Annotated in this window: 17 protein-coding genes; 13 read left to right on the top strand and 4 right to left on the bottom strand. The window is 69.9% G+C overall.

The window, feature by feature from the left end:
* Nucleotides 1–180 (top strand): hypothetical protein (locus ACFWTE_RS05215; protein ID WP_378778062.1); only part of this gene is annotated, 180 nt, incomplete at its 5' end.
* A 245-nt stretch (nucleotides 181–425) separates the two neighbouring features.
* Nucleotides 426–2,819 (top strand): ATP-binding cassette domain-containing protein, encoded by a 2,394-nt coding sequence (locus ACFWTE_RS05210; RefSeq protein WP_378778061.1) that lies wholly within the window; start codon nucleotides 426–428, stop codon nucleotides 2,817–2,819.
* Between the two features lie 115 nt (nucleotides 2,820–2,934).
* Here ACFWTE_RS05210 and ACFWTE_RS05205 read toward each other — a convergent pair whose 3' ends face one another.
* Nucleotides 2,935–3,501 (bottom strand): TetR/AcrR family transcriptional regulator, encoded by a 567-nt coding sequence (locus ACFWTE_RS05205; protein ID WP_378778060.1) that lies wholly within the window; start codon nucleotides 3,499–3,501, stop codon nucleotides 2,935–2,937.
* 91 nt (nucleotides 3,502–3,592) lie between these two features.
* On the opposite strand from ACFWTE_RS05205, the gene ACFWTE_RS05200 reads away from it, so the two are divergent.
* Entirely contained in the window at nucleotides 3,593–4,600 is a 1,008-nt protein-coding gene (locus ACFWTE_RS05200) for an alpha/beta fold hydrolase (protein ID WP_378778059.1), read from the top strand.
* Nucleotides 4,601–4,725: 125 nt separating this feature from the next.
* On the opposite strand, the gene ACFWTE_RS05195 is transcribed toward ACFWTE_RS05200, so the two are convergent.
* On the bottom strand, nucleotides 4,726–6,270 hold the full coding sequence (locus tag ACFWTE_RS05195; RefSeq protein WP_378778058.1) for a trypsin-like serine protease: 1,545 nt from the start codon (nucleotides 6,268–6,270) through the stop codon (nucleotides 4,726–4,728).
* Between the two features lie 362 nt (nucleotides 6,271–6,632).
* On the opposite strand from ACFWTE_RS05195, the gene ACFWTE_RS05190 reads away from it, so the two are divergent.
* The 3 genes from ACFWTE_RS05190 (at nucleotide 6,633) to ACFWTE_RS05180 (ending at nucleotide 8,853) form a co-directional block, all read left to right on the top strand.
* Nucleotides 6,633–7,103 (top strand): RrF2 family transcriptional regulator, encoded by a 471-nt coding sequence (locus ACFWTE_RS05190; protein WP_378778057.1) that lies wholly within the window; start codon nucleotides 6,633–6,635, stop codon nucleotides 7,101–7,103.
* 101 nt (nucleotides 7,104–7,204) lie between these two features.
* Entirely contained in the window at nucleotides 7,205–8,410 is a 1,206-nt protein-coding gene (locus tag ACFWTE_RS05185) for an MFS transporter (protein WP_378778056.1), read from the top strand.
* Nucleotides 8,407–8,853, top strand: coding sequence for a RidA family protein (locus ACFWTE_RS05180; protein ID WP_378778055.1), 447 nt, complete (start codon nucleotides 8,407–8,409; stop codon nucleotides 8,851–8,853). Before ACFWTE_RS05185 ends, ACFWTE_RS05180 begins: the two co-directional genes overlap by 4 nt.
* Nucleotides 8,854–8,881: 28 nt before the next feature.
* Here ACFWTE_RS05180 and ACFWTE_RS05175 read toward each other — a convergent pair whose 3' ends face one another.
* The gene (locus ACFWTE_RS05175; protein WP_378778065.1) at nucleotides 8,882–9,205 is read right to left on the bottom strand and encodes a hypothetical protein; all 324 of its coding nucleotides are present in this window, start codon (nucleotides 9,203–9,205) and stop codon (nucleotides 8,882–8,884) included.
* Between ACFWTE_RS05175 and ACFWTE_RS05170 the strand changes: the two genes are divergently transcribed.
* Nucleotides 9,090–10,028, top strand: coding sequence for an AMP-binding protein (locus ACFWTE_RS05170; protein WP_378778054.1), 939 nt, complete (start codon nucleotides 9,090–9,092; stop codon nucleotides 10,026–10,028). The genes ACFWTE_RS05175 and ACFWTE_RS05170 overlap by 116 nt on opposite strands.
* A gap of 103 nt (nucleotides 10,029–10,131) precedes the next feature.
* Here the strand turns inward: ACFWTE_RS05170 and ACFWTE_RS05165 are convergent, their stop codons facing one another.
* Complete coding sequence (locus ACFWTE_RS05165) at nucleotides 10,132–11,088, bottom strand: LacI family DNA-binding transcriptional regulator (protein ID WP_378778053.1); 957 nt, start codon at nucleotides 11,086–11,088, stop codon at nucleotides 10,132–10,134.
* Between the two features lie 213 nt (nucleotides 11,089–11,301).
* Here ACFWTE_RS05165 and ACFWTE_RS05160 point away from each other — a divergent pair, with 213 nt between their 5' ends.
* The 6 genes from ACFWTE_RS05160 to ACFWTE_RS05135 all read left to right on the top strand — a co-directional run bounded on the left by ACFWTE_RS05160 (nucleotide 11,302) and on the right by ACFWTE_RS05135 (nucleotide 20,855).
* Nucleotides 11,302–13,776 (top strand): glycoside hydrolase family 2 TIM barrel-domain containing protein, encoded by a 2,475-nt coding sequence (locus ACFWTE_RS05160; RefSeq protein ID WP_378778052.1) that lies wholly within the window; start codon nucleotides 11,302–11,304, stop codon nucleotides 13,774–13,776.
* 47 nt (nucleotides 13,777–13,823) lie between these two features.
* The gene (locus ACFWTE_RS05155; RefSeq protein ID WP_378778051.1) at nucleotides 13,824–15,134 is read left to right on the top strand and encodes an MFS transporter; all 1,311 of its coding nucleotides are present in this window, start codon (nucleotides 13,824–13,826) and stop codon (nucleotides 15,132–15,134) included.
* Nucleotides 15,135–15,170: 36 nt separating this feature from the next.
* The gene (locus ACFWTE_RS05150; RefSeq protein ID WP_378778050.1) at nucleotides 15,171–17,429 is read left to right on the top strand and encodes a beta-glucosidase; all 2,259 of its coding nucleotides are present in this window, start codon (nucleotides 15,171–15,173) and stop codon (nucleotides 17,427–17,429) included.
* Complete coding sequence (locus ACFWTE_RS05145) at nucleotides 17,426–19,183, top strand: family 43 glycosylhydrolase (RefSeq protein ID WP_378778049.1); 1,758 nt, start codon at nucleotides 17,426–17,428, stop codon at nucleotides 19,181–19,183. The genes ACFWTE_RS05150 and ACFWTE_RS05145 overlap by 4 nt, the downstream gene beginning before the upstream one ends.
* 39 nt (nucleotides 19,184–19,222) lie before the next feature.
* Entirely contained in the window at nucleotides 19,223–19,990 is a 768-nt protein-coding gene (locus tag ACFWTE_RS05140) for an SDR family NAD(P)-dependent oxidoreductase (protein ID WP_378778048.1), read from the top strand.
* 85 nt (nucleotides 19,991–20,075) lie between these two features.
* A complete protein-coding gene (locus tag ACFWTE_RS05135; RefSeq protein WP_378778047.1) occupies nucleotides 20,076–20,855 on the top strand; it encodes an SDR family NAD(P)-dependent oxidoreductase in 780 nt (259 codons plus the stop codon).
* The last annotated feature ends 123 nt before the right edge of the window (nucleotides 20,856–20,978 follow it).

Here is a 20,978-nt window from a genome sequence, read left to right as displayed (position 1 = left end):
GTCGACGAGAGCCTGAGGTCGGTGCCCGTCGGCCGGGTCGCCGCCCCGGAGGAGATCGCCGACGTGGTGCTGTTCCTGCGGCCCACCCTCCCGCTCCGAAGCCCACCCTCCCGCCCCGAAGAGACGAGGTGGCCGAACCGGTCAGGAATCGAGAAGCGCCGTTCACCCACCCGGAGCTAGCGTGAACGCCATGGACACCACCCTTCACACGGGTGTCCTTCCGCACGAGGACGCGGACGCGTCCCCGGCCAGCCTCCGGGAACCGCGCCGAGAAGCCCGGTGAGTACGGCCCCGACCCACACGGACGGTGCCGTGCCGCAGTCCGCCCTCACCCTTGTCCCGACGCACGCGGGACGCCGGTCCGCCCGTGCCAGGAGACGCCGACAGGGCCCGCGAAAGCGGCCCGAACCACAGAGGGAGACACGATGAGCATGGCCCCGAGGGCGCACACGGAGTCGTCCGCGCAGCATGCCGCCGACGGCCACGACCTGATCCGTGTGCGGGGCGCGCGCGTGAACAACCTCCGGGACGTGAGCGTCGAGATCCCCAAACGCCGGCTGACGGTGTTCACCGGGGTCTCCGGCTCGGGCAAGAGCTCCCTGGTGTTCGGCACGATCGCCGCCGAGTCGCAGCGGATGATCAACGAGACCTACAGCGCCTTCGTCCAGGGCTTCATGCCGACGCAGGCGCGGCCCGAGGTCGACGTCCTCGAAGGACTGACGACCGCGATCATCGTCGACCAGCAGAGGCTGGGCGCCGACCCCCGTTCCACCGTCGGCACGGCCACCGACGCCAACGCGATGCTGCGCATCCTCTTCAGCCGACTCGGGCAGCCCCACGTCGGCTCGCCCCAGGCGTTCTCCTTCAACGTCGCCTCGATCAGCGGAGCGGGAGCGGTCACCCTGGAACGCGCCGGCAAGAAGGTGAGGGAGCGCCGCGACTTCAGCATCACCGGCGGCATGTGTCCGCGCTGCGAGGGCCGGGGCACGGTCTCCGACATCGACCTCACCCAGCTCTACGACGACTCCAAGTCGATCGGGGAGGGCGCGTTCACCATCCCCGGCTGGAAGTCGGACAGCTGGTGGACGGTACGGACCTACGCCGAGTCGGGCTTCCTGGACCCGGCCAAACCGATCCGCGAGTTCACCGAGCGGGAGATGCGGGACTTCCTCTACCGGGAACCGGTCAAGGTGAAGGTCGAGGGGGTGAACCTCACCTATGAGGGGCTGATCCCCAAGGTCCAGAAATCGTTCCTGTCCAAGGACGTCGAGGCGCTCCAGCCGCACATCCGCGCCTTCGTGGAACGGGCGGTGACGTTCACCGCCTGCCCCGCGTGCGACGGCACCCGGCTGGGTGAGGCGGCGCGCTCGTCGAAGATCAGCGGAACCAGCATCGCCGACGCGTGCGCGATGCAGATCAGCGACCTCGCCGCGTGGGTCCGCGGACTGGACGAACCGTCCGCGGCGCCCCTGCTCACCTCGCTGGGCAGGACCCTCGACTCGTTCGTGGAGATCGGGTTGGGCTACCTCTCGCTCGACCGCCCCTCGGGCACGCTGTCGGGAGGTGAGGCGCAGCGCGTCAAGATGATCCGCCACCTCGGCTCCTCGCTCACCGACACCACCTACGTCTTCGACGAGCCCACGGTCGGCCTGCACCCCCACGACATCCAGCGGATGAACGGCCTCCTGCTGCGGCTGCGGGACAAGGGCAACACCGTCCTCGTCGTCGAGCACAAACCGGAGACGATCGCGATCGCCGACCACGTCGTCGACCTCGGCCCCGGTGCCGGGACGGCGGGCGGCACCGTGTGCTTCGAGGGCACCGTCGAGGGCCTGCGGTCCGGCGACACCCTCACCGGCCACCACCTCGACGACCGGGCCTCCCTCAAGAAGACGGTGCGCCGGCCCTCCGGCGCGCTGGAGATCCGCGGCGCGAACGCGAACAACCTGCGCGACGTGGACGTCGACATCCCGCTCGGGGTGCTCACCGTCGTCACCGGTGTCGCGGGTTCCGGCAAGAGCTCCCTCGTGCACGGGTCGATCCGCGCGGGTGAGGGCGTGGTGGCGGTCGGCCAGGGCGCGATCCGCGGCTCGCGACGGAGCAACCCGGCGACGTACACCGGGCTGCTCGACCCGATCCGCAAGGCGTTCGCCAAGGCCAACGGCGTCAAGGCGGCGCTGTTCAGCGCCAACTCCGAGGGGGCCTGCCCCACCTGCAAGGGCGCGGGCGTCGTCTACACCGACCTGGCGATGATGGCCGGCGTCGCCATCCCCTGCGAGGAGTGCGAGGGCAGGCGGTTCCAGGCGTCGGTACTGGAGCACCGCCTCGGCGGGCGCGACATCAGCGAGGTCCTGGCGATGTCGGTGGCCGGGGCCGAGGAGTTCTTCGGCGGCGGAGACGCCCGCACGCCCGCCGCCCACGCGGTGCTGCGCCGCCTCGTCGACGTGGGGCTCGGCTACCTCAGCCTCGGCCAGCCGCTCACCACCCTGTCCGGCGGCGAGCGCCAGCGGCTCAAGCTGGCCACCCGCATGGGCGACAAGGGCGGTGTCTACCTCCTCGACGAGCCGACCGCCGGCCTCCACCTCGCCGACGTCGAGCACCTGCTCGCTCTGCTCGACCGGCTCGTCGACTCCGGGAAGACGGTCATCGTCGTCGAGCACCACCAGGCGGTCATGGCGCACGCCGACTGGATCATCGACCTCGGGCCCGGTGCCGGGCACGACGGGGGCCTGGTCGTCTTCGAGGGCACGCCCGCCGACCTCGTCACCGCCCGGACCACCCTCACCGGTGAGCACCTCGCGGACTACGTCGGCGCCTGACCCCGGACCCGGCGGTCGCGGTGGGGCGCCCCACGGGGCGCCGCCTCACCCCCTGGCCCTGCTCGCGCAACCGATACACGTGGCGGCGGTGTGCCGGGCAGGGACGCCCGGCCTTTCAGGCCAGGACCCGGTCCACCTCGGCTCGCAGGGACCGCTCGGCCTCCACGGCGGAGAGGCCGCCGATCAGGACCCGCATGGACAGGCCGTCGGCGGTGGCCATCAGTGACCGCGCCGCCGCGCGGGGATCACTGAGGCCGGGCGCGATCCTGCCGAGCAGCCGGGCGGCCTCGCTCTCCTCGCCGTCCTTGGCCCGGGCCAGCATGCGGGCCAGGACCGGGTGGTGGAAACCGGCCGCGACGTACTGGTGGAACACGGACACACCGACCCGGTCGGACTCCGCCCTGGGAACGGGGTGCCCGATCAGCTGCCACAGCACCTCACGGTCGTCGGCGCCCTGAGTGGCGGCGCCGTGCAGTTGTGAGGCGCTCGACAGCATCGCCTCCAGGCTGGCCCGCAGGAGTTCGTCCTTGCTCGGGAACCAGTACTGGATCCGCCCCACCGAGGCCCCGGCGGCCGTGGCCACGTTGCGGATGGACACCGCGCCCATGCCGCTCTCGGCGATCACCTGCCACACCGCGTGGATGATGGCGGTCCGGCGTTCGTCGGGTTCGGAGCTGTTCATGCCGTCATCATAACCAAGGGCAATACACATGTATTGAACGGCGTGTACACTCGTGGCACGGTTCAATACGACTGTATTTCCGGGGGAGCCCATGAGTGAAGAGACCAAGCGCCGGACCCGGCGCCGCCGCGTGCTGCAGGTCCTGGGGGCGCTGGTGGTGGTGTGGCTGGTGCTGGACAAGGCGGTCTCGGTCGTCGCGCCCGCACCGCGGGTGGGGCACTGGCGCAGCGAGGAGGGGCTCGACTCCTACCGCGCCGCCTACGACGACGTGATGGCCACGCTGCCCGCACCGACCCGCACCCACGACGTCGCCACCGAGTACGGCTCCGTGCGGGTCTACGAGTGGGCGGCGCCCGCAGACGTGGCAGGCGGGGCCCTGCCGGTCGTGCTGCTGCCCGGAACCCGCTCCGGCGCACCGATGTGGGGCGACAACCTCACGCACTGGATCGGCGGGCGCACCGTCTACGCCATGGACGCGATCGGCGACGCCGGGCTGTCGACCCAGTCGGTGCCCTTCGCCTCGTTCGACGACCAGGCCGCATGGGTCGAGCAGGTGCTCGCGGGTCTCGACCTCGCGCGCGCCCACATGGTGGGGCACTCCTTCGGTGGGGCCCTGGCGGCCACCCACTCGCTCCGGCACCCCGACCGCGTGGCCTCCCTGACCCTGCTCGAACCGGTGATGGTGCTCCAGGGGCTGCCGGCCTCGACGTACCTGTGGTCGACACTGCTCGTCCTGCCGGGACCCCAGTCGTGGAAGGACCGCGCCCTGGCGGAGATCGGAGGCGTCTCGGTCGAGGAGGTCCAGGAGCGCACACCGATGTCGGTGATGATCGACAAGGGGTCCCAGCACTACACCGCCGTGACCCTGGTGCCGCGGACTTTCACCGACGAGGAGTGGAGGTCGCTGTCGATGCCGGTGCGGGTCGACCTCGCCGACGACAAGTCCCTCTCGGGCGGTCAGGAGGCCGCGGACCGGGCCGGGGCCCTGGGCAAGGACCCCGTCACCGTCTGGCCCGGAACCACCCACTCCCTGCCCATGCAGGTCGCCGATCAGCTCGGGACGGAGCTGGAGCGGTACTGGGCCGCCCACGACCGGTGATTCGACCTGGCGGGCCCCCTCACCGGTCACTGGTGGACCCCGGCCGGAGGGAATCCCCCGAGGGTCCACCAGCGAGTCCGGGTGTGAGCGTGGACCGACAGGTGTACGCGGCCCGAAGGGGATGGTCAGGGACGCGCGGCGCCGGTGAGGGCGCAGTCTGGGCGCGACAGGTCCAGTTCCGACCCCGTGGTCAGACAATCCGCGATCAGGTGGACCTGCTGGCCGTAGGCACGACCCTGCACGGCGGTGACGTTCCCGTTCCCGTCCACCTCACAGGGGTTGTTGTCGGTACACTGCTCGCCGTCCCGGTTGTGGGTGTTGTGAATCCCCACCACCGTGGAACCGTCCGGAGCCACCAGCGCCGCCCCGGACATACCCGGCCAGACGTGGCAACCGTCGTCCGAGGCGTAGCGGATCGAGCCCTCCTGCTGGTAACCGCCCTCACGCAGGTGCGGGACCACGGCCTCGGCGGAGCACTCCAGACGGGTGTGGGGAACGACCATGCCCATCGGTTCGCCCGCGCGCACGGGGGCGGAGGCGAGCTCGAAGACCTTGGCCCCCTCGGACTCCAGCTGCCCGTAGGTCTTGTCCAGACGGTAGAGCGCGATGTCCGTGCCGGTCATGGTCGCGTATACCAGGCGATCGGCGTGGGCGATGACCTGGGGATATCCGTGGGGGCCTGCGATGGGTACGTCACGATCCGCTTCCCGGTCGATCAGCGCGCTCCCCGGGCCGGGCCGCTCCTCCTGCACGCAGTGACCGTTGGTCAGCATGAGCGCGGGCTCCTCCGCACGGGCGGACGGGGCGCGCACCACCGACCCCGTACAGGTGTCCAGGGACACCGCGCCCTCCACGTTCGGAACCTCGTCGTCGGGAGGCACATCGGTGCCGTCCATGATGCCGTTGATCCACTCGGCGTGCGGGGCGACGTCGGTGAACAGGGTCGGTGCGTTGTCCCCGGCCGGGCCGCTGACCACACCGGCCACGACCCACTCACCGTTCTCCCGGACCAACGCGGGCCCGCCCGAGTCCATGTTGCCGGCGCTGATACTGCCGTCAGGACTGCCGACGCACAGTTCTCCGCTGGGTTCCGCGGGCGGACACGCCGAGAGCGGCTGAACCGCGGTATCGGCCTCACGCAACCGTGTGGGGAAGCACCCCGGATCGTCACTGTCGTCGCAGGTCATACCCCAGCCCATGATCCGGGCCGGGCTGCCCTCCGCCGGTTTGTTCCGGGCGATCCGCACGGGTTCGGCCTCGACCGGAGTCCGCAGGTGCATCAACGCGAGGTCCCTGCCCCAGAAGCCGCCCTCGTCACTGCTGGTCGCGAGCCTGTAGTAGTGATCGACTTCGGCGATCTCGCCTCCGGACGCGGTGTCCAGTGATCCGATCCGCACCTTCCAGCCCTGGGGGACACCCACCTTCGCGTCGGTGGGGTTCCTGCCTGCGCAGTGGCTGGCGGTCAGCACCCATTGCGGTGCCAGGAGCATGACCCCGCAACCGTGTCCGTCCTCGCGCGGTGGTGCGGGATAGGAGGGTTGGAACGAACCCATGAACGAGTAGGCCCGGGTCGACTCTTCGCCGCCCACGATCGCCTGCGCCGGAACGGCGGTGAGCAGGGGTGTGATCAGGGCGAACAGGACAGTGATGAGAAGGGAATGGCTTCGCATGTGCTGGACGGTAGCCGGGCGCATGTTGCGCAAATGTTTGGCACCGAGTCGGAGGTGGCGGGCCCTGTCCCACCTGTGGGAAAGAGGCCGGAGCCCGGCGGCGGGGTCTTCGGGTGGGCGTCGTCGGCCTGCGCCGAGCGGTGACATCGCTGGATGGTCTCGTCATCATCCCCTCAGGCGTGGATGAAGTACCTGACGAGCCACTGCCCGGGGAGCCCGCCCTTCCCGGGGCGGATGGCCGCAGGCCTTGCGAGGGAGGCCGGGCCACCTGGGCAGACCACCGTTCGACGAGGGCCCGTCGCCCACCCCGCCCCTGGCCTTGCGAGCCTAATACTGGATGAGTAGTATCCAGAATTATGCGGATGAGCGAAGGCGTCGAGTGGGCGCTCCACAGCTGCCTCAACCTCGCCTGGGTCGGGCCTGAACGGGCTGTGACCAGCACGAGGCTGGCCGAGTACTACCAACTGCCCGCCGCCTACATGAACAAGCAGCTGCAGGCTCTCGCGCGGGCCGGGATCGTCTACTCCACCCCGGGGCCGGGGGGAGGGTTCCGGCTGGCCCGAGCCCTCGACGAGATCACGCTCATGGACGTGGTGTCGGCGATCGAGGGGCGGGACGAGGCTTTTCGCTGCACCGAGATCCGGCAGCGGGGGCCGGGTGCCGCCCGGGGCGCGCCCGGCGACCTCTGCCAGATCGACCTCGCCATGCGCCGCGCCGAACTCGCCTGGCGACGCGAACTCGGCGCGCAGACCCTCGGTGAGGTGAAGGCTTCCGTGGAGAGGGGGACGCCCGAGGTGCCCGTGCGGATCCGGAGCTGGTTCGCGGCTCACTGACCGACACGATCACGAGCCCCTCCGCGGAGGGGCTCACAACGGAGATAATTCTCGATGTTCAATATCCAGTTTTATGCGGAGGAAAGGAGGAAGACGGGGCCGTGACCACACACCCGACCATCCCTGACCGGGAGCACCCGCCCGGAGCCGAACCCTCCGCGTGGGCGGCCGTGGCCACCGTCGCCCTCGGGATCTTCGCACTCATGACCACGGAGCTGCTCCCCGCCGGACTCCTCACCCCGATCGGCGCCGACCTGTCGGTCACCGACGGCACCGCGGCGCTCATGGTGACCGTGCCCGGCCTCGTCGCCGCCGCCTCCGCACCCGCGGTCACCGTCGTCCTCGGCCAGTGGGACCGGCGCGCCGTACTGACCGGCCTCATCGCCCTGATGACCGTCGCCAACGCCGTATGCGCGTGGGCCGACGAGTTCGCGGTCGTGCTGGCCGCGCGGGTCCTGGTGGGCGTCGGCATCGGCGGGTTCTGGGCCATCGCCGGAGGCCTGGCGCCAAGACTCGTTCCCGCACGCCATGTCCCCCGGGCCACCGCGATCGTCTTCGGCGGGGTGTCCACGGCGTCCGTGCTCGGAGTCCCCCTCGGCACGCTCCTCGGCGACCTCCTCGACTGGCGGTCGGCCTTCCTCGCCGTCGCGGGCCTGGGCCTGGTGTCGTTCACGCTGCTCCTGATCCTGCTGCCACCGCTGCCCGCCCGGGCCGCGATCCGCTTCACCGACCTGTCCACCTTGCTGCGCCGCCACGGAGGCGTGCGCGCGGGAGTGCTGTTGACCGTCTTCCTGGTGACCGGTCAGTTCACCTCCTACACCTTCGTCCGTCCCCTGCTCACCGAGGTGGCGGGCTTCGACGCCGCGCTCACGGGGGTGCTGCTCCTGGGCTACGGGGCAGCCGGGATCGGTGGGAACTTCCTGGCCGCCTCAGGACGCGACGTCCGACGCACGCTTTTCGCCATCACCTCGCTCCTCACCCTGGCGCTGTCGGTGTTCGCCCTGCTCGGCGGTGTTTCCCCGGTGGCCGTCACGGCGCTGCTGCTGTGGGGCCTGGCCTACGGGGGTGTGTCCGTCAGTCTGCAGACGTGGATGCTGCGCACGGCACCGGAGGCAACCGAAGCGGCGACGTCGCTGTTCGTCTGCGCCTTCAACCTGTCCATCGCCCTGGGCGCCCTCCTGGGCGGACTGGTGGCCGATTCGCTCACCGTGGCCGCGACCCCGTGGTTCAGTGCCGCCGTCGTCGCCCTCACCGCGGCCGTCCTCATGGGCGCCCGACCCCGCCCCCACCGAAAGGAATCATCATGAACCCGATCAACCCGGCAGAACTGCACGATCCAGGCCCCTTCGGCTACACGCACGTCGTCGACTCCGGCGCGGGCCTGGTCGCCATAGCCGGCCAGTACGCCTCAGATCCCCTCGGACGGGTGGCGGTCGCAGACTTCCCCGCACAGGTGAAGCTGGCCTTCGAGCACCTGGGCACCGCGCTGCGCGCCGCCGGCCTGGACCATCGGGACGTGATCCGGCTCGGCACCTACGTCGTCGACCACGACGCCGACCGTCTGGCCGTTCTGGGCACACACGTCAACGCGCTCTGGAAGGGGAGCCCCCCGGCCCAGACACTGCTGGGGGTCTCCTCGCTCGCGATGCCCGGGATGCTGTTCGAGGTGGACGCACTCGCGGTTCGGCGGGCCGGCTCGGCGACGGCGACTCCCGGCCCCGGGCAGTCCCTACCGGGCCCGCGCCGATGACGATGGCATCGAAGTGGTGCCCGTCATGTCAGGCCGCCCCCTTGGCGACGCGGTGCAGGCGAATCGCGGAGACGAGGAAGAACACTCCGCCCAGGGTGGCGTAACCGGCGAGGTTCGTCAGAGAGGCGTCCGGTGCGCTGCCCTGGAGGAGGAACCCGGAGCCGGCGATGGTGGAGATGCCGCCGCTGAGGATCATCGCCCACTGGCCACCGAGCCTGTAGCGGACGACAGCGACGATGAGCTGCACGGTTCCGGCGGTGATCGCCCACACGCCCCATACGGCCAGCACGGCAGGAAGACCGGAGGTGGCGGCGACGCCCAGGCCGACAGCGGTGAGCAGGCTCAGCGCCATGTTGGCGTACCGATACGACCTGTCCCCCCTGCGTTCGGTCTGGCACGTGGCCGAGCCCTGCCCGCCATGGTTGAAGCACGCCTGGATCGAGTGGCTCGGGGCGGAGACCGTCTGGGAGCTCTACGGGGGGACGGAGGCACAGGCCGGGTGCACGATCAACGGCCGCGAGTGGCTCTCCCACGAGGGCTCGGTGGGCCGCCCCGTGTGGGGGGAGGTCTACATGAGACCCGTACCAGGAGACCCCGCGTCCTACCGCTACATCGGTGCGAGCGCCAGGGTTCTCGACGGTTGGGAGTCACTCGGCGACCTCGGTGAGCTCGACGAGGACGGTTACCTGTACCTGCACTTCCGGTCGAAGTTCGACGTCTTCCTCGCGGTGTACGAGGAGGGCATGCGACGGGTCCGCGATCGGGTGGAACCGCACACGCACGGGGACGGAACCGGACACGACCGGCTCGTCGCGATGTCCGTCGCACACGTGACCAACCTGATGACGGACGTCGCCTACCACAACGTCGTCCACCAGGGAGTACGGGCACAGGCGTCTGCCGACCTGAAGGTCCGGCAGCGCGACGCCCTGCTTGCGCTCAACGAACTCAGGCGCGACTACGAGCGGATGTTCCACACCGTCGTTGCCAAGGGGGTCGAGGACGGATCCCTGCGAGGGGTCGACACGGTTCTCGCCGCCCGGACGGTGCTCAGTAGCCTCAACGCCGTCGACACCTGGTACCGGAGGATCGACGGACAGTCCGAGGAGGACGTGCACGAGCTGGCTTCCCAGGTCGTCGACCTCGTCGTCGGTGGGGTCGCCGCGCGGCGTTAGAGCTTGTCCGGCGGAGGCTCTCGGTGGGGACCCGACGCCGCGACGGGCGATACGGACGCCGATCCGTCGTGTCGTTCTGTGCCGTCCCGGTCCGCCTGCGTGTTCAGGTGGTTCCGCCCTCGATCAGTTGGAAACGCACCTCGGTGCGGTCCTGTCCGACCTCCGTCTTGTCCAGGTGGAAGAGGAGCGTTTGGATGGTCTCCTCGGTGACCGCGGAGGTGTCGTACTCCATCGTCGTGAGCGGGGGGGTGGTGAGGCGGGACAACGGAGTGTGGTCCATGCCTATCAGTGCCAGGTCCTGCGGCACCCGCCATTTCCGCAGGGACGCCGCGTGGAGCAGGGCGGTCGCGACGTCGTCGTTGTAGCAGCCGACGGCAAAGCCCGGTTCGCCGAGTTCGTCCAGTGCGGCGGACGCGTCCTCGGCGGTGATCCCGAGCGCGAGGGCCCGGGGTTCGTCGACGCCGCGGGCGCGGCATTCGGCGACGAACGTGCGTTCGCGGGGGCCGCCGAAGGGGTCGGCGCGCGCGTCGCGCAGGTGGGCGTAGACGAGGCGTCGGTAGCCGCGGTCGATCAGGTGGCGAGCCTGGAGGGCGCCGATCTCGGCGTTGGCGTCCGGCCGCGACGTCTTCCCCGGATCGATCGCTGTGACGCCTCGGCGTTCGAGGAGTTGTCTGTCCTCGTCGGAGAACGGGGTGAGCGACAGGACCGCCCGGGGTTTCATGCCGATGAGGAGTCGGTCCAGGGCCGTCGAGGTGTGTGTCGCCAGGCGCAGCACCAGGATGAGCCCGCGCCGCGACAACTCGTCGGTGAGGGCGCCGTAGATGTCCTGGAGGTTCCCCCCGAAAGTGGTGTCGGGGATGAGCGCGATGACGATGTCGCTCGATCCCCTGGCCAGGGTGCGTCCGGCTGCGGACGGTTCGTAGCCGAGTTCGGCGACCGCTCGGTGCACCCGCTCCCGGGTCTCGGATGAGAAGTGCTCTCCGCGACCGTTCAGGATCTGGCTGACGGTGGACCGTGAGACGCCGACCCGGTCGGCGACGTCCTGACTGGTTGCGATCATCGGACCTCCGTGCCTCCTGCTGCCGGCCCACTGTAGCGCGGACTGTCGCGTGTCGACTCGTCGTCACCATCTGTTGACGCGCGTTACCTCGGATGTAATCAACTATTGACGCGCGTCAACTTGCACGTAATCAACTATTGACGCGCGTCACCTACGCCTGATTAGGTGTTGACGCGCGTTACCTCCGTCACATCGCCGTCCCGGGAGTACTCCATGACGATCACCGCCTTCAACGACGGCTGGGCCTACCGCACGAAGGTCAGCGCCTTCGCGGAGCTCGGCGGCGTGAGCGAGGACTGGACGACGGTGACGCTCCCGCACGACGCGCTGATCGGCACGCCGAGGCGGGCGGACGCTCCCGGTGGCGCCGCTGCCGGGTACTTTCCCGGCGGCGCGTTCGAGTACCGGAGGGACCTCCTGGTCGAGGAGTCCGACCGGGGCCGGAGCTTCTTCCTGGAGTTCGACGGGGTCTACCGGGGCGCGATGGTCTACGTCAACGGCGCCCTGGCGGGACAGCACGCCTTCGGATACTCCCGCTTCACGGTGCGGATCGACCCCTTCCTCCGCTTCGGCGAGGTCAACGAGATCCGTGTCGAGTGCCGGGCACACCTGGACGGCCGCTGGTACACGGGCGCGGGCATCTACCGAGACGTTCGCCTGATCGTCAAGGAACCGGTCCACATCGCCGTCGACGGTGTACGGATCAGCACCCCCGACATCGAGCCCGACCAGGCGGTCGTGGAGATCGTGGCCGAAGTGGTGAACACCGGAGCCGTGACCACGACCGTCGTGCTGGCCTCCGCGGTGGAGGACGAGGACCTGGCGGAGGTGGCACGCGACCGCTCTCCGGTCACCGTGCTGCCCGGCGAGCGAGCGATCGTCCGGCACAGACTGTACGTCGCCGACCCGGCGCTGTGGAACGTGGACACCCCGTCCCTGTACGGGGCCCGGCTCCTGCTCCGGGACGGGGACCGCGTCTTCGACGAGCACGCGGCCGAGTTCGGCATCCGCCGCGTGCAGGTCGACCCACGCAAGGGTCTGCGGATCAACGGCCGCACGGTCAAGCTCCGTGGCGCGTGCCTGCACCACGACAACGGTCCTCTCGGCGCGGCGGCCATCGAACGGGCCGAGGAACGCCGGGTCGAATTGCTGAAGCAGGCGGGTTTCAACGCGATCAGGAGCGCCCACAACCCGGTCGGTTCCGCGCTGCTCAGGGCGTGTGACCGGCTCGGCATGCTGGTCATGGACGAAACCTTCGACGTCTGGACCTCCGGCAAGACCGACTTCGACTACGCCGGTGACTTCGGCGAGTGGTGGGAACGGGACGTGGAGGCCCTCGTGGCGAAGGACTTCAACCACCCGAGCGTGATCCTCTACTCGATCGGGAACGAGATTCCGGAGACCGGCACCCCGTTCGGCGGTGTGTGGAGCCGCAGGCTCGCCGAGAAGGTCCGGTCGCTCGACGACACCCGCCTCATCACCAACGGCGTCAACGGGTTCGTGTCGGTCCTCGACGCGGTCCTGGCCGGCGCACGGCAGACGACCTCCTCGGAGCCGTCGGGCGGCGGGGTCAACGGCATGATGACCCAGGCCGCGGTGATGATGAACCAGGTCTCGGCCTCGGACGAGGTCACCGGGCGTACCGAGGAGTCCTTCTCGGTCCTCGACGTGGCGGGCCTGAACTACGGCGACGGCCGCTACGAGCTCGACCGGGAGCTGTTCCCCGGCCGGGTGATCGTCGGTACGGAGACCTTTCCCGTCCGTGCCGCGCAGAACTGGTCGCTCGTCATGGCGAACGACCATGTGATCGGTGACTTCACCTGGACGGGCTGGGACTACCTGGGGGAGGCGGGGCTGGGCTCCGTCGGTTACGGCGGCCCGGGTTCGCAGACCGCGTCGGTCGCCCAGCCCTATCCATGGCTCACGGCGTGGTGCGGCGACATCGACATCACCGGTCAGCGTCGTCCCGTGTCGTACTACCGGGAGATCGTCTTCGGTCTCCGGTCGACGCCCTACATCGCCGTGCGGCGCCCCCTGCACCACGGGCGCACGGTCCTGGCGACGCCGTGGTCCTGGAGTGACGCCATCGGCTCCTGGACGTGGGAGGGCTTCGAGGGGAAGCCGGTCCACGTCGAGGTGTACAGCGACGCCGACGAGGTCGAACTGCTCCTCGACGGGACGACGGTCGGCCGGCTGCCCGCCGGGCCCGACCACGGGTTCCGCGCCGACTTCGAGTTGTCCTACACGCCGGGAGAACTGGTCGCGGTCGCCCACACGGGTGGGCGCGAACAGGGACGCGGCAGGCTGGTCACCGCGGGGGAGGCCCTCGCCCTCGACGTCAGGGCGGACCGTTCCGCCCTGCGTGCCGACAGCGGCGACCTCGCGTTCGTCGACATCGTCCTCACCGACGGCGCGGGCAACGTGCACCCGGGTCGGGACCGCCCGGTGACCGTCGCCGTGGAGGGTCCCGCGGTCCTACAGGCGCTCGGCAGCGCCGATCCGGCGACGGAGGAGACCTTTTCCGGGCCGTGCAGGCGGACCTTCGACGGCCGCGCCCTGGCCGTGATCCGCCCCACCGGGGCCGGCGACATCACCGTCACCGTCCACGCCGACGGCTGCGACACGGCCCGGCTCGCCCTGCGCGCGGGCGCCGTGGAAGCCGTCGAACACGACGTGCTCGTTCCCTGACCCCGGACGGAACGACCGCACAGTTCCCTGGGACGAAGGAGGTCCTCATGAGCAAGGCCGAAAACCCCCCGCTACCCGACACCGGACCCGAACCGATCGCCGCCGGCACACCCGGTGACGACCGGCCCGAAGTGGGCCCCCGCTACATCTGGTTCCTTCTGACCGCACTGTTCGGCACGTACGTCGCGTTGGTCACGCCCATCGCGATCTCGCTGGCCATCCGGGTCAAGGAACTCGCACCGGCCAACGAGGAGTACCTCGGGTACGTGATCGGGACGGCAGCCGCGATCTCCCTCGTCTCGAGCCCGGTCGTCGGAATCCTCAGCGACCGCACCCGCACCCGTCTCGGTCGCCGACGCCCCTGGCTCATCGCCGGCTCCGTCCTCGGCTCGACGGGGCTGTTCGTCATCGCCGTCGCGCCCGACGTCCTCGTGGTCGGAGTGGGGTGGATCATCGCGACGCTGGGCTGGAACACGGTCATCGGCAACATCACGAACTCGCAGGCCGACCGCCTGCCCGAGTCACAGCGAGGCAGGGTCAGCGGTCTCGTCGGCTTCGTCACCATGGCGGCCCCGGTCGCCGGCTCGGTCCTGGGCGGAGCCCTCGCCACGAACTCCGTCCTGCTGTTCATGGTCCCGGCGACCATCGGCGTACTCCTGGTGCTGCTGTTCTGCGTCATCGTGCCGGAGGAGGACAGCCGAGGGCGCACGTTCGAGCAGGCGCTGAACTTCAGGCTCCTGCTGTCGAAGTTCGCGTTCAACCCCCGTCAGTATCCCGACTTCTCCTGGAACTGGCTCGCCCGATTCCTGTTCTACTTCGGCCTGACCCTCAGCTCCACCTTCACCGCCTTCCTGCTCGCGCAGCGGCTGCGTCTGGACGTGACCGAGATCGGGGCGACCATCGCGCTCGCCGGCCTGATGGGCGTCATCGCGGTCATGATCGGCGCCCTCGGTAGCGGGTTCCTCTCCGACAAACTGCTCCAGCGCAAGCCGTTCGTCCTCGGTTCGGGGCTGATATTCGCGGCCGGTGCCCTGACCATGGCCTTCTCCACGGGTCTTCCGGTCCTGCTCACCGGGTTGGTCATCACGAACTTCGGCCTCGGGATCTTCTCCGCCGTCGACCACGCGCTGATGCTGGACGTGATGCCGGAGAAGGACACCGACGCCGGCCGGTTCGTCGGCATCACCGGACTCGCGAACTCCATCGCGCAGTCGCTCGCTCCCGTCGTGGCGCCCGCCTTCCTCACCATCGGCGTCACCGAGGGAGGCGACAAGAACTACATGCTGCTCTACATCGTCGCCGCCTGCTTCACCCTGCTGGGTGGCCTCGTCGTCCTGCGGGTCAGATCCGTCCGCTGACCCGCGCGCACCGTCCGGCACAGAAGGAAACCCATCGTGAAAGCCGACCTGAACACCCTGTCCCTCCAACAGAAGGCATCGTTGCTGACCGGCGGAGGTTTCTGGTCCACCACGGCCGTCCCCGAGGCGGGCATCGACGCGATCGTGCTCTCCGACGGACCGCACGGGGTCCGGCGCCAAAAGCACGGCGCCGACCACCTCGGCCTGGAACACAGCGAACCGGCGACGTGCTTCCCGCCCGCGGTCGCGGTCGGCTCAAGCTGGGACGAGGACGTGGCCGCGAAGATCGGTGCGGCCCTCGCGAAGGAGGCACGGGCCCTGGGAGTCGACATCCTGCTCGGCCCCGGTGTGAACATCAAGCGCTCACCCCTGGGCGGACGCAACTTCGAGTACTACTCGGAGGACCCCCTGTTGACCGGAAGGTTGGCCACGGCGTACGTGAAGGCGCTGCAAGCCGGCGGGGTCGGGGCCTCGGTGAAGCACTTCGCGGCCAACGACCAGGAGACAGACCGCATGGTGATCAGTGCGGACGTCGACGAACGCACGCTTCGCGAGATCCACCTGCCGGCCTTCGAACGCGTCGTCACCGAGGCCGGACCGGCCACGGTCATGTGCGCCTACAACCGGGTCAACGGGGTCCCCGCGTCGGAGAACCGCCGGCTGCTCACGGATGTGCTGCGCGGCGAATGGGGGTACACGGGCGCGGTGGTCTCCGACTGGGGCGCCGTGCGCGCCCGCCCCACCGCGCTGAACGCAGGCCTGGACCTGGCGATGCCCGGACCGGGGCAGTACGCGACGCAGGCGCTCATCGATGCCGTCACGGCCGGTCGTGTCGAGGAGTCGGCGGTGGACCGGGCGGTGGAGCGAGTGCTCGCCCTCGCCGACGGGGCCCGGGACGGGGCCGCCGCTCCGGACCTGGACGCACACCACGCACTGGCCCGCGAGCTCGCGGCCGAATGCGCCGTCCTGCTCAAGAACGAACACGGCGCACTACCGCTCGACCGGCCGGCATCCGTGCTGGTGGTCGGGGAGTTCGCGACCGCACCGCGCTACCAGGGCGGAGGCAGCTCCCACGTGAACGCCACGCGCGTGGACGTCCCGCTGGAGTTCATCGAAGCGCACGCCGCCACGCGAGGAGCCCGCGTCACGTACTCGCGCGGATTCGACTCCCGGGACGAGGAGGGCGCGGCGCTGCGCGAAGAGGCGGTGCGTGCCGCCGGCGAGGCCGAGGTGGCCGTCGTCTTCGCGGGCAACCCCGAGGCCGAGGAGTCCGAGGGCTTCGACCGGGAACGCATCGAACTGCCGCCGTCGCAGGTACGGCTGATCAGGGAGGTCGCGGCGGTCGCCGCCCGGACCGTGGTCGTGCTGGCCAACGGCGGCGTGGTCTCACTGGAGGGATGGCACGACGACGTCGACGCGATCCTGGAGGGCTTCCTCCTCGGCCAGGGCGGTGGTGCGGCGATCGCAGACCTTCTCTTCGGGGAGGCCGATCCCTCGGGGAGACTCGCGGAGACCATCCCCTACCGCCTGCAGGACAACCCCACCTATCTGTCCTTCCCCGGAGAACAGGGCCACGTCCGCTACTCCGAAGGCGTCATGGTCGGTTACCGGCACTACGGGACGGTCGGCGCCCCCGTCCGCTACCCCTTCGGCCACGGCCTCGGCTACACCGAATACGACGTGTCCGATCTGCGGGTCCAGGTCGACGGCCCCGCCGGAGCCTCGGTGGACGTCACGGTGACGAACACCGGAAGCCGCGCCGGCAAGTACGTGGTGCAGGTGTACGTCTCCACCCAGGCCGGCCCCGTCCGGCGCCCGGAGCGCACGCTCGCGGCCTTCACCAAGGTGCACATCGACCCCGGACAGGCGGCCCGGGTCCGGCTCGAACTGGACCGGCGGGCGTTCGCGTACTGGGACGTCCCCCTCGCCCGGTGGGTCGTTCCGGAGGGAACCTACGCCGTCCAGGTCGGTGAGAACGCCGCCACCGTGCTCCACGAGCAGGCCGTCCATCTCGAAGGTGACGGCGTCGAACCGCCGCTGTCGCTGCAGGCGAACGTCGGCGAGTGGCTCGCGCACCCCGTGGCGGGACCGCCGCTCCGGGCCCGCATGGGCCCGCTCATGGCGCAGGGCGGGTCCCCACCCGGCGACGACAGCGACGAGATGCGCACGGTGGCGTCGATGCCGATGACCCAGATCCTCAACCTGACCGGCGGCGCCATCGACGGCGACTGGCTCCTGTCGCTCCTGGGCGCTTCCCCCGCTTCCGACGACGAACAAGAAGGCACGCACTCATGACGTCCCAACCCCGCGAGGCAGCGGTCATCTGCAACCCGATGAACCTCTCCTACCGCTACCAGGACCTGCGCCCCAGGACCGGGGGCCGCACCGTGCACCGGGAGGGAGCCGATCCGTCGGTGGTCCGCTACCGGGACCGGTTCTATCTCTTCGTGTCGATGGCCGCCGGCTTCTGGCACTCGACGGATCTGCTCACCTGGGAGTACCGGGGGAGCAAGAAGCTGCCGGCGCTCGACTACGCCCCCGACGTCCGTGAGATCAACGGCGCGCTCTACGTCTCGGCGTCCCGGCAGACCGACAGCCCGTTCTTCCGCAGCGAAGATCCCCTGGCCGACGACTTCACCCTGGTGAACCCGGGCTTCCCCTTCTGGGACCCGCACCTGTTCCAGGACGACGACGGCGCCGTCTACTTCTACTGGGGCTGCTCGAACAAGGAACCCGTCACCGGTGTCCGGGTCGACCCGGACACCATGGACCGCATCGGCGAACCCGTCCCCCTCTTCGGCGGCGACCCCGAACGCCACGGCTGGGAACAGGTCGGCGAGAACCACGTCAAGACCGAACCCACCACGGAACTGGCGAAGATCATCGCCGACTACCTCGGCGACGACCCCTTCGTCGAAGGCGCCTGGATGACCCGGCACGGCGACACCTACTACCTGCAGTACGCCGCACCGGGCACGGAATGGAACACCTACGCGGACGGCTACTACACCGCCCCCTCGCCGCTCGGGCCGTTCGAGTACGCGCCGAACAGTCCGTTCTCCTCGAAGCCCGGCGGCTTCGCCACCGGCGCCGGCCACGGCAGCACCTTCCAGGACGAGCACGGCAACTGGTGGCACGCCTCGACCATGCGCGTCTCGGTCCACCACGAATTCGAACGGCGCGTCGGGTTGTTCCCCGCCGGGTTCGACGCCGACGGAGTCCTCTTCTGCAACCAGAACTTCGGGGACTACCCGACGATCGTGCCGGACCGTCGGGTCGATCCATGGACCGGGACCTTCGCCGGCTGGATGCTGCAGTCCTTCCGCACCGAGACGACCGCCTCCTCCTCCGCCGAAGGACACGAGCCCGCGCTCGCGGTCAACGAGGACATCCGTACCTGGTGGACCGCAGGGACGGCTCGGCCCGGTGAATGGCTCCGGACCGACCTCGGCGAGGAGCGCACCGTCACGGCTGTCCAGCTCAACCTCGCCGACCACGACCTGGCCGCACACGCGCCGGAGAGGAGCGACGGTGCGGAGGCCGCCGGTGCCTGGCGGGCGATCTACCCCGACTCCCACCCGACCGAGGTGCTCATCGAGGTCTCCTCGGACGGCGAGCAGTGGCACACGGTCTCGGACAACCGGGGTTCGGGCCAGGACGCTCCGCACGCGTTCGTGGTGCTGGAGCCCGCACGGCGAGCCCGGTTCGTCCGCGTGACGGCGGGCCGAACGCCCTTCGACGGCCCCATCTCGATCAGCGGGCTCCGGGTCTTCGGCACGGGTGACGGAGCGGCACCCGCGACCGCCAGCGCGCGGGCGAGACGCGTCGACGACCGCACGGCACGGATCGAGTGGGACCCCTGCGAGAGGGCCCACGGCTACAACGTCCGCTACGGCATCGCGCCGGACAAGCTCTACCACAGCTGGTTGCTGTACGACCAGAACGACCTCGATCTCCGGACCCTGAACGCGGGGTCCGACTACTGGGCCGCCGTCGACTCGTTCAACGAGAACGGCATCACCGCAGGACCCGTCGTGAAGATCACCTGACCCCGCGCCGACCCACCCGCCACGAAAGGAGAGCCACTCATGGAAGGCCTGCAGGACAAGGTCATCGTCTTCGCCGGCGCCGGCGGAATCGCCAACGCCACCGCGAAGCTGCTCGGTGCCGGCGGTGCTCGGATCGTTGTCGGCGACGTCGTCGACACGTCGGCCGAGGCCGCCGTCCGGGCCGCCAGGGACGCCGGCGGTGACGGCATCGCCACCGTGACCGACATCGCCGACGAGAAGCAGGTCAAGCGGCAGATCGACCTGGCGATCAGCACGTACGGCCGCATCGACGGCCTGTTCAACGTCGCCGCCGACATCCACCCCGACTCGGTCGCCCGGGACACCGATGCCGTCGGCATCGACCTGGCCGCGTGGCAGCGCGCCTTGGACGTTAACCTCACCGGCTACCTGCTCACGCTCAAGCACGCGCTGCCCCACCTGATCGCCGCCGGCGGCGGATCCGTGGTCAACACCCTGTCCGGCGCGGTCTACGCCGGCATGCCCGACAAGGTCGCCTACTCGGCGACCAAGGCCGGAGTCGGGGCGCTCACCCGCCACGTCGCCCGTCGTCACGGCAAGGACGGCGTCCGGTGCAACGGCGTCGCCCCCGGCCTGGTCATGACCCGGCAGACCGAGCTCAACCTGCCCGAAGGGTTCCGCGACACGATCCTCGCGGCCACACCGGCGTCGCGCCACGGCCGACCGGAGGACGTCGGCGCCACCGTGGCCTTCCTGCTCTCCGACCTCGCCGGGTGGACCACCGGGCAGATCCTCTGCGTCGACGGCGGTACCACGATGCGCACCTGAACCACTCCCGGCGGCTGCCCGGAACCGAGGGGCCGCCGCCATCACCCTCTCCGGACAACAAGAACCGGACAACAGAAAGAAGATCATGGGAAAGCTGGACGGAAAAGTCGTACTGCTCACCGGTGCCTCCTCGGGCCTGGGCAAGCAGCAGGCGATCAGGATGGCGGCCGAGGGCGCCAAGCTCGCGATCTGTGCCAGGACCGAGAGCAAGCTCTCGGAAACCGCGAAGATCTGCGAGGAGCACGGTGCCGAGGTACTGGCCATGCCGGTCGACATCATGGACTACGACGCGCTGTCCGCGTTCGTGGCCGCGGCCGCCGAGCGGTTCGGCACGATCGACGTGCTCGTCAACAACGCGCACACGATCACCGTCCCCGCCCCGTTCCTCGAAAAGTCCATCGAGGATCTCGACCTCGAGATGCGCAGCTCCGTCTACGCGTACTGGCACCTCATGAAGTTGTGCTTCCCGTTCATGCGCGACCGGTCGGGCCCCGGCACGTCCGTCATCAACTTCGCCTCGGAGGCCGCCGTGATGGGCGACGCGCTCTACGCCCCCTACGCGGCGTCGAAGGAGGCCGTCCGGGGGTTGTCGCGCGTCGTGGCCAGAGAGTGGGGAAAGTACAACATCCGCGTCAACACGCTGTGCCCGAACGGCATGACCGACAACATCTCCGGCGGGATCGACTGGATGGAACCCGCGACGCGCGAACACATCGAGAAGAGCTTCGTGAACAACCCGTTCGGGCGGGTCGGTGATCCCTACGAGGACGTCGCTCCGGTTGCCGTGTTCCTCGCGTCGGACGACAGCCGCTGGATCACGGGGCAGAACATCCACGCCGACGGGGGCGGCCTGATCAACGCCTGACCAACGGTCCCTCCCAGATCACCTTCGAGGACCCGGGCGTGGCCGAAAAACTGCGAGAATAAGGGCCAGCCGCCCCACATCGAAACCGCAGAAAGGGGGGGCCACGGCGGGGAAAAAAACGGA

It is taken from the genome of Nocardiopsis sp. NPDC058631 (assembly GCF_042716955.1).
Lineage (GTDB): Bacteria > Actinomycetota > Actinomycetes > Streptosporangiales > Streptosporangiaceae > Nocardiopsis.
Note: the sequence above shows the minus strand (reverse complement) of the source record. Positions and strands in the feature narration are given on the sequence as shown.

What these genes read in the sequence shown, in the direction of transcription:
- ACFWTE_RS05140 (WP_378778048.1), top strand. Translation starts at nt 19,223, where the DNA reads ATGGAAGGCCTGCAGGACAAGGTCATCGTCTTCGCCGGCGCCGGCGGA.
- ACFWTE_RS05135 (WP_378778047.1), top strand. Translation starts at nt 20,076, where the DNA reads ATGGGAAAGCTGGACGGAAAAGTCGTACTGCTCACCGGTGCCTCCTCG.
- ACFWTE_RS05180 (WP_378778055.1), top strand. Translation starts at nt 8,407, where the DNA reads ATGAACCCGATCAACCCGGCAGAACTGCACGATCCAGGCCCCTTCGGC.
- ACFWTE_RS05195 (WP_378778058.1), bottom strand. Translation starts at nt 6,270, where the DNA reads ATGCGAAGCCATTCCCTTCTCATCACTGTCCTGTTCGCCCTGATCACA.
- ACFWTE_RS05155 (WP_378778051.1), top strand. Translation starts at nt 13,824, where the DNA reads ATGAGCAAGGCCGAAAACCCCCCGCTACCCGACACCGGACCCGAACCG.
- ACFWTE_RS05190 (WP_378778057.1), top strand. Translation starts at nt 6,633, where the DNA reads ATGAGCGAAGGCGTCGAGTGGGCGCTCCACAGCTGCCTCAACCTCGCC.
- ACFWTE_RS05175 (WP_378778065.1), bottom strand. Translation starts at nt 9,205, where the DNA reads ATGGCGCTGAGCCTGCTCACCGCTGTCGGCCTGGGCGTCGCCGCCACC.
- ACFWTE_RS05145 (WP_378778049.1), top strand. Translation starts at nt 17,426, where the DNA reads ATGACGTCCCAACCCCGCGAGGCAGCGGTCATCTGCAACCCGATGAAC.
- ACFWTE_RS05205 (WP_378778060.1), bottom strand. Translation starts at nt 3,501, where the DNA reads ATGAACAGCTCCGAACCCGACGAACGCCGGACCGCCATCATCCACGCG.
- ACFWTE_RS05165 (WP_378778053.1), bottom strand. Translation starts at nt 11,088, where the DNA reads ATGATCGCAACCAGTCAGGACGTCGCCGACCGGGTCGGCGTCTCACGG.
- ACFWTE_RS05160 (WP_378778052.1), top strand. Translation starts at nt 11,302, where the DNA reads ATGACGATCACCGCCTTCAACGACGGCTGGGCCTACCGCACGAAGGTC.
- ACFWTE_RS05170 (WP_378778054.1), top strand. Translation starts at nt 9,090, where the DNA reads ATGAGCTGCACGGTTCCGGCGGTGATCGCCCACACGCCCCATACGGCC.
- ACFWTE_RS05200 (WP_378778059.1), top strand. Translation starts at nt 3,593, where the DNA reads ATGAGTGAAGAGACCAAGCGCCGGACCCGGCGCCGCCGCGTGCTGCAG.
- ACFWTE_RS05210 (WP_378778061.1), top strand. Translation starts at nt 426, where the DNA reads ATGAGCATGGCCCCGAGGGCGCACACGGAGTCGTCCGCGCAGCATGCC.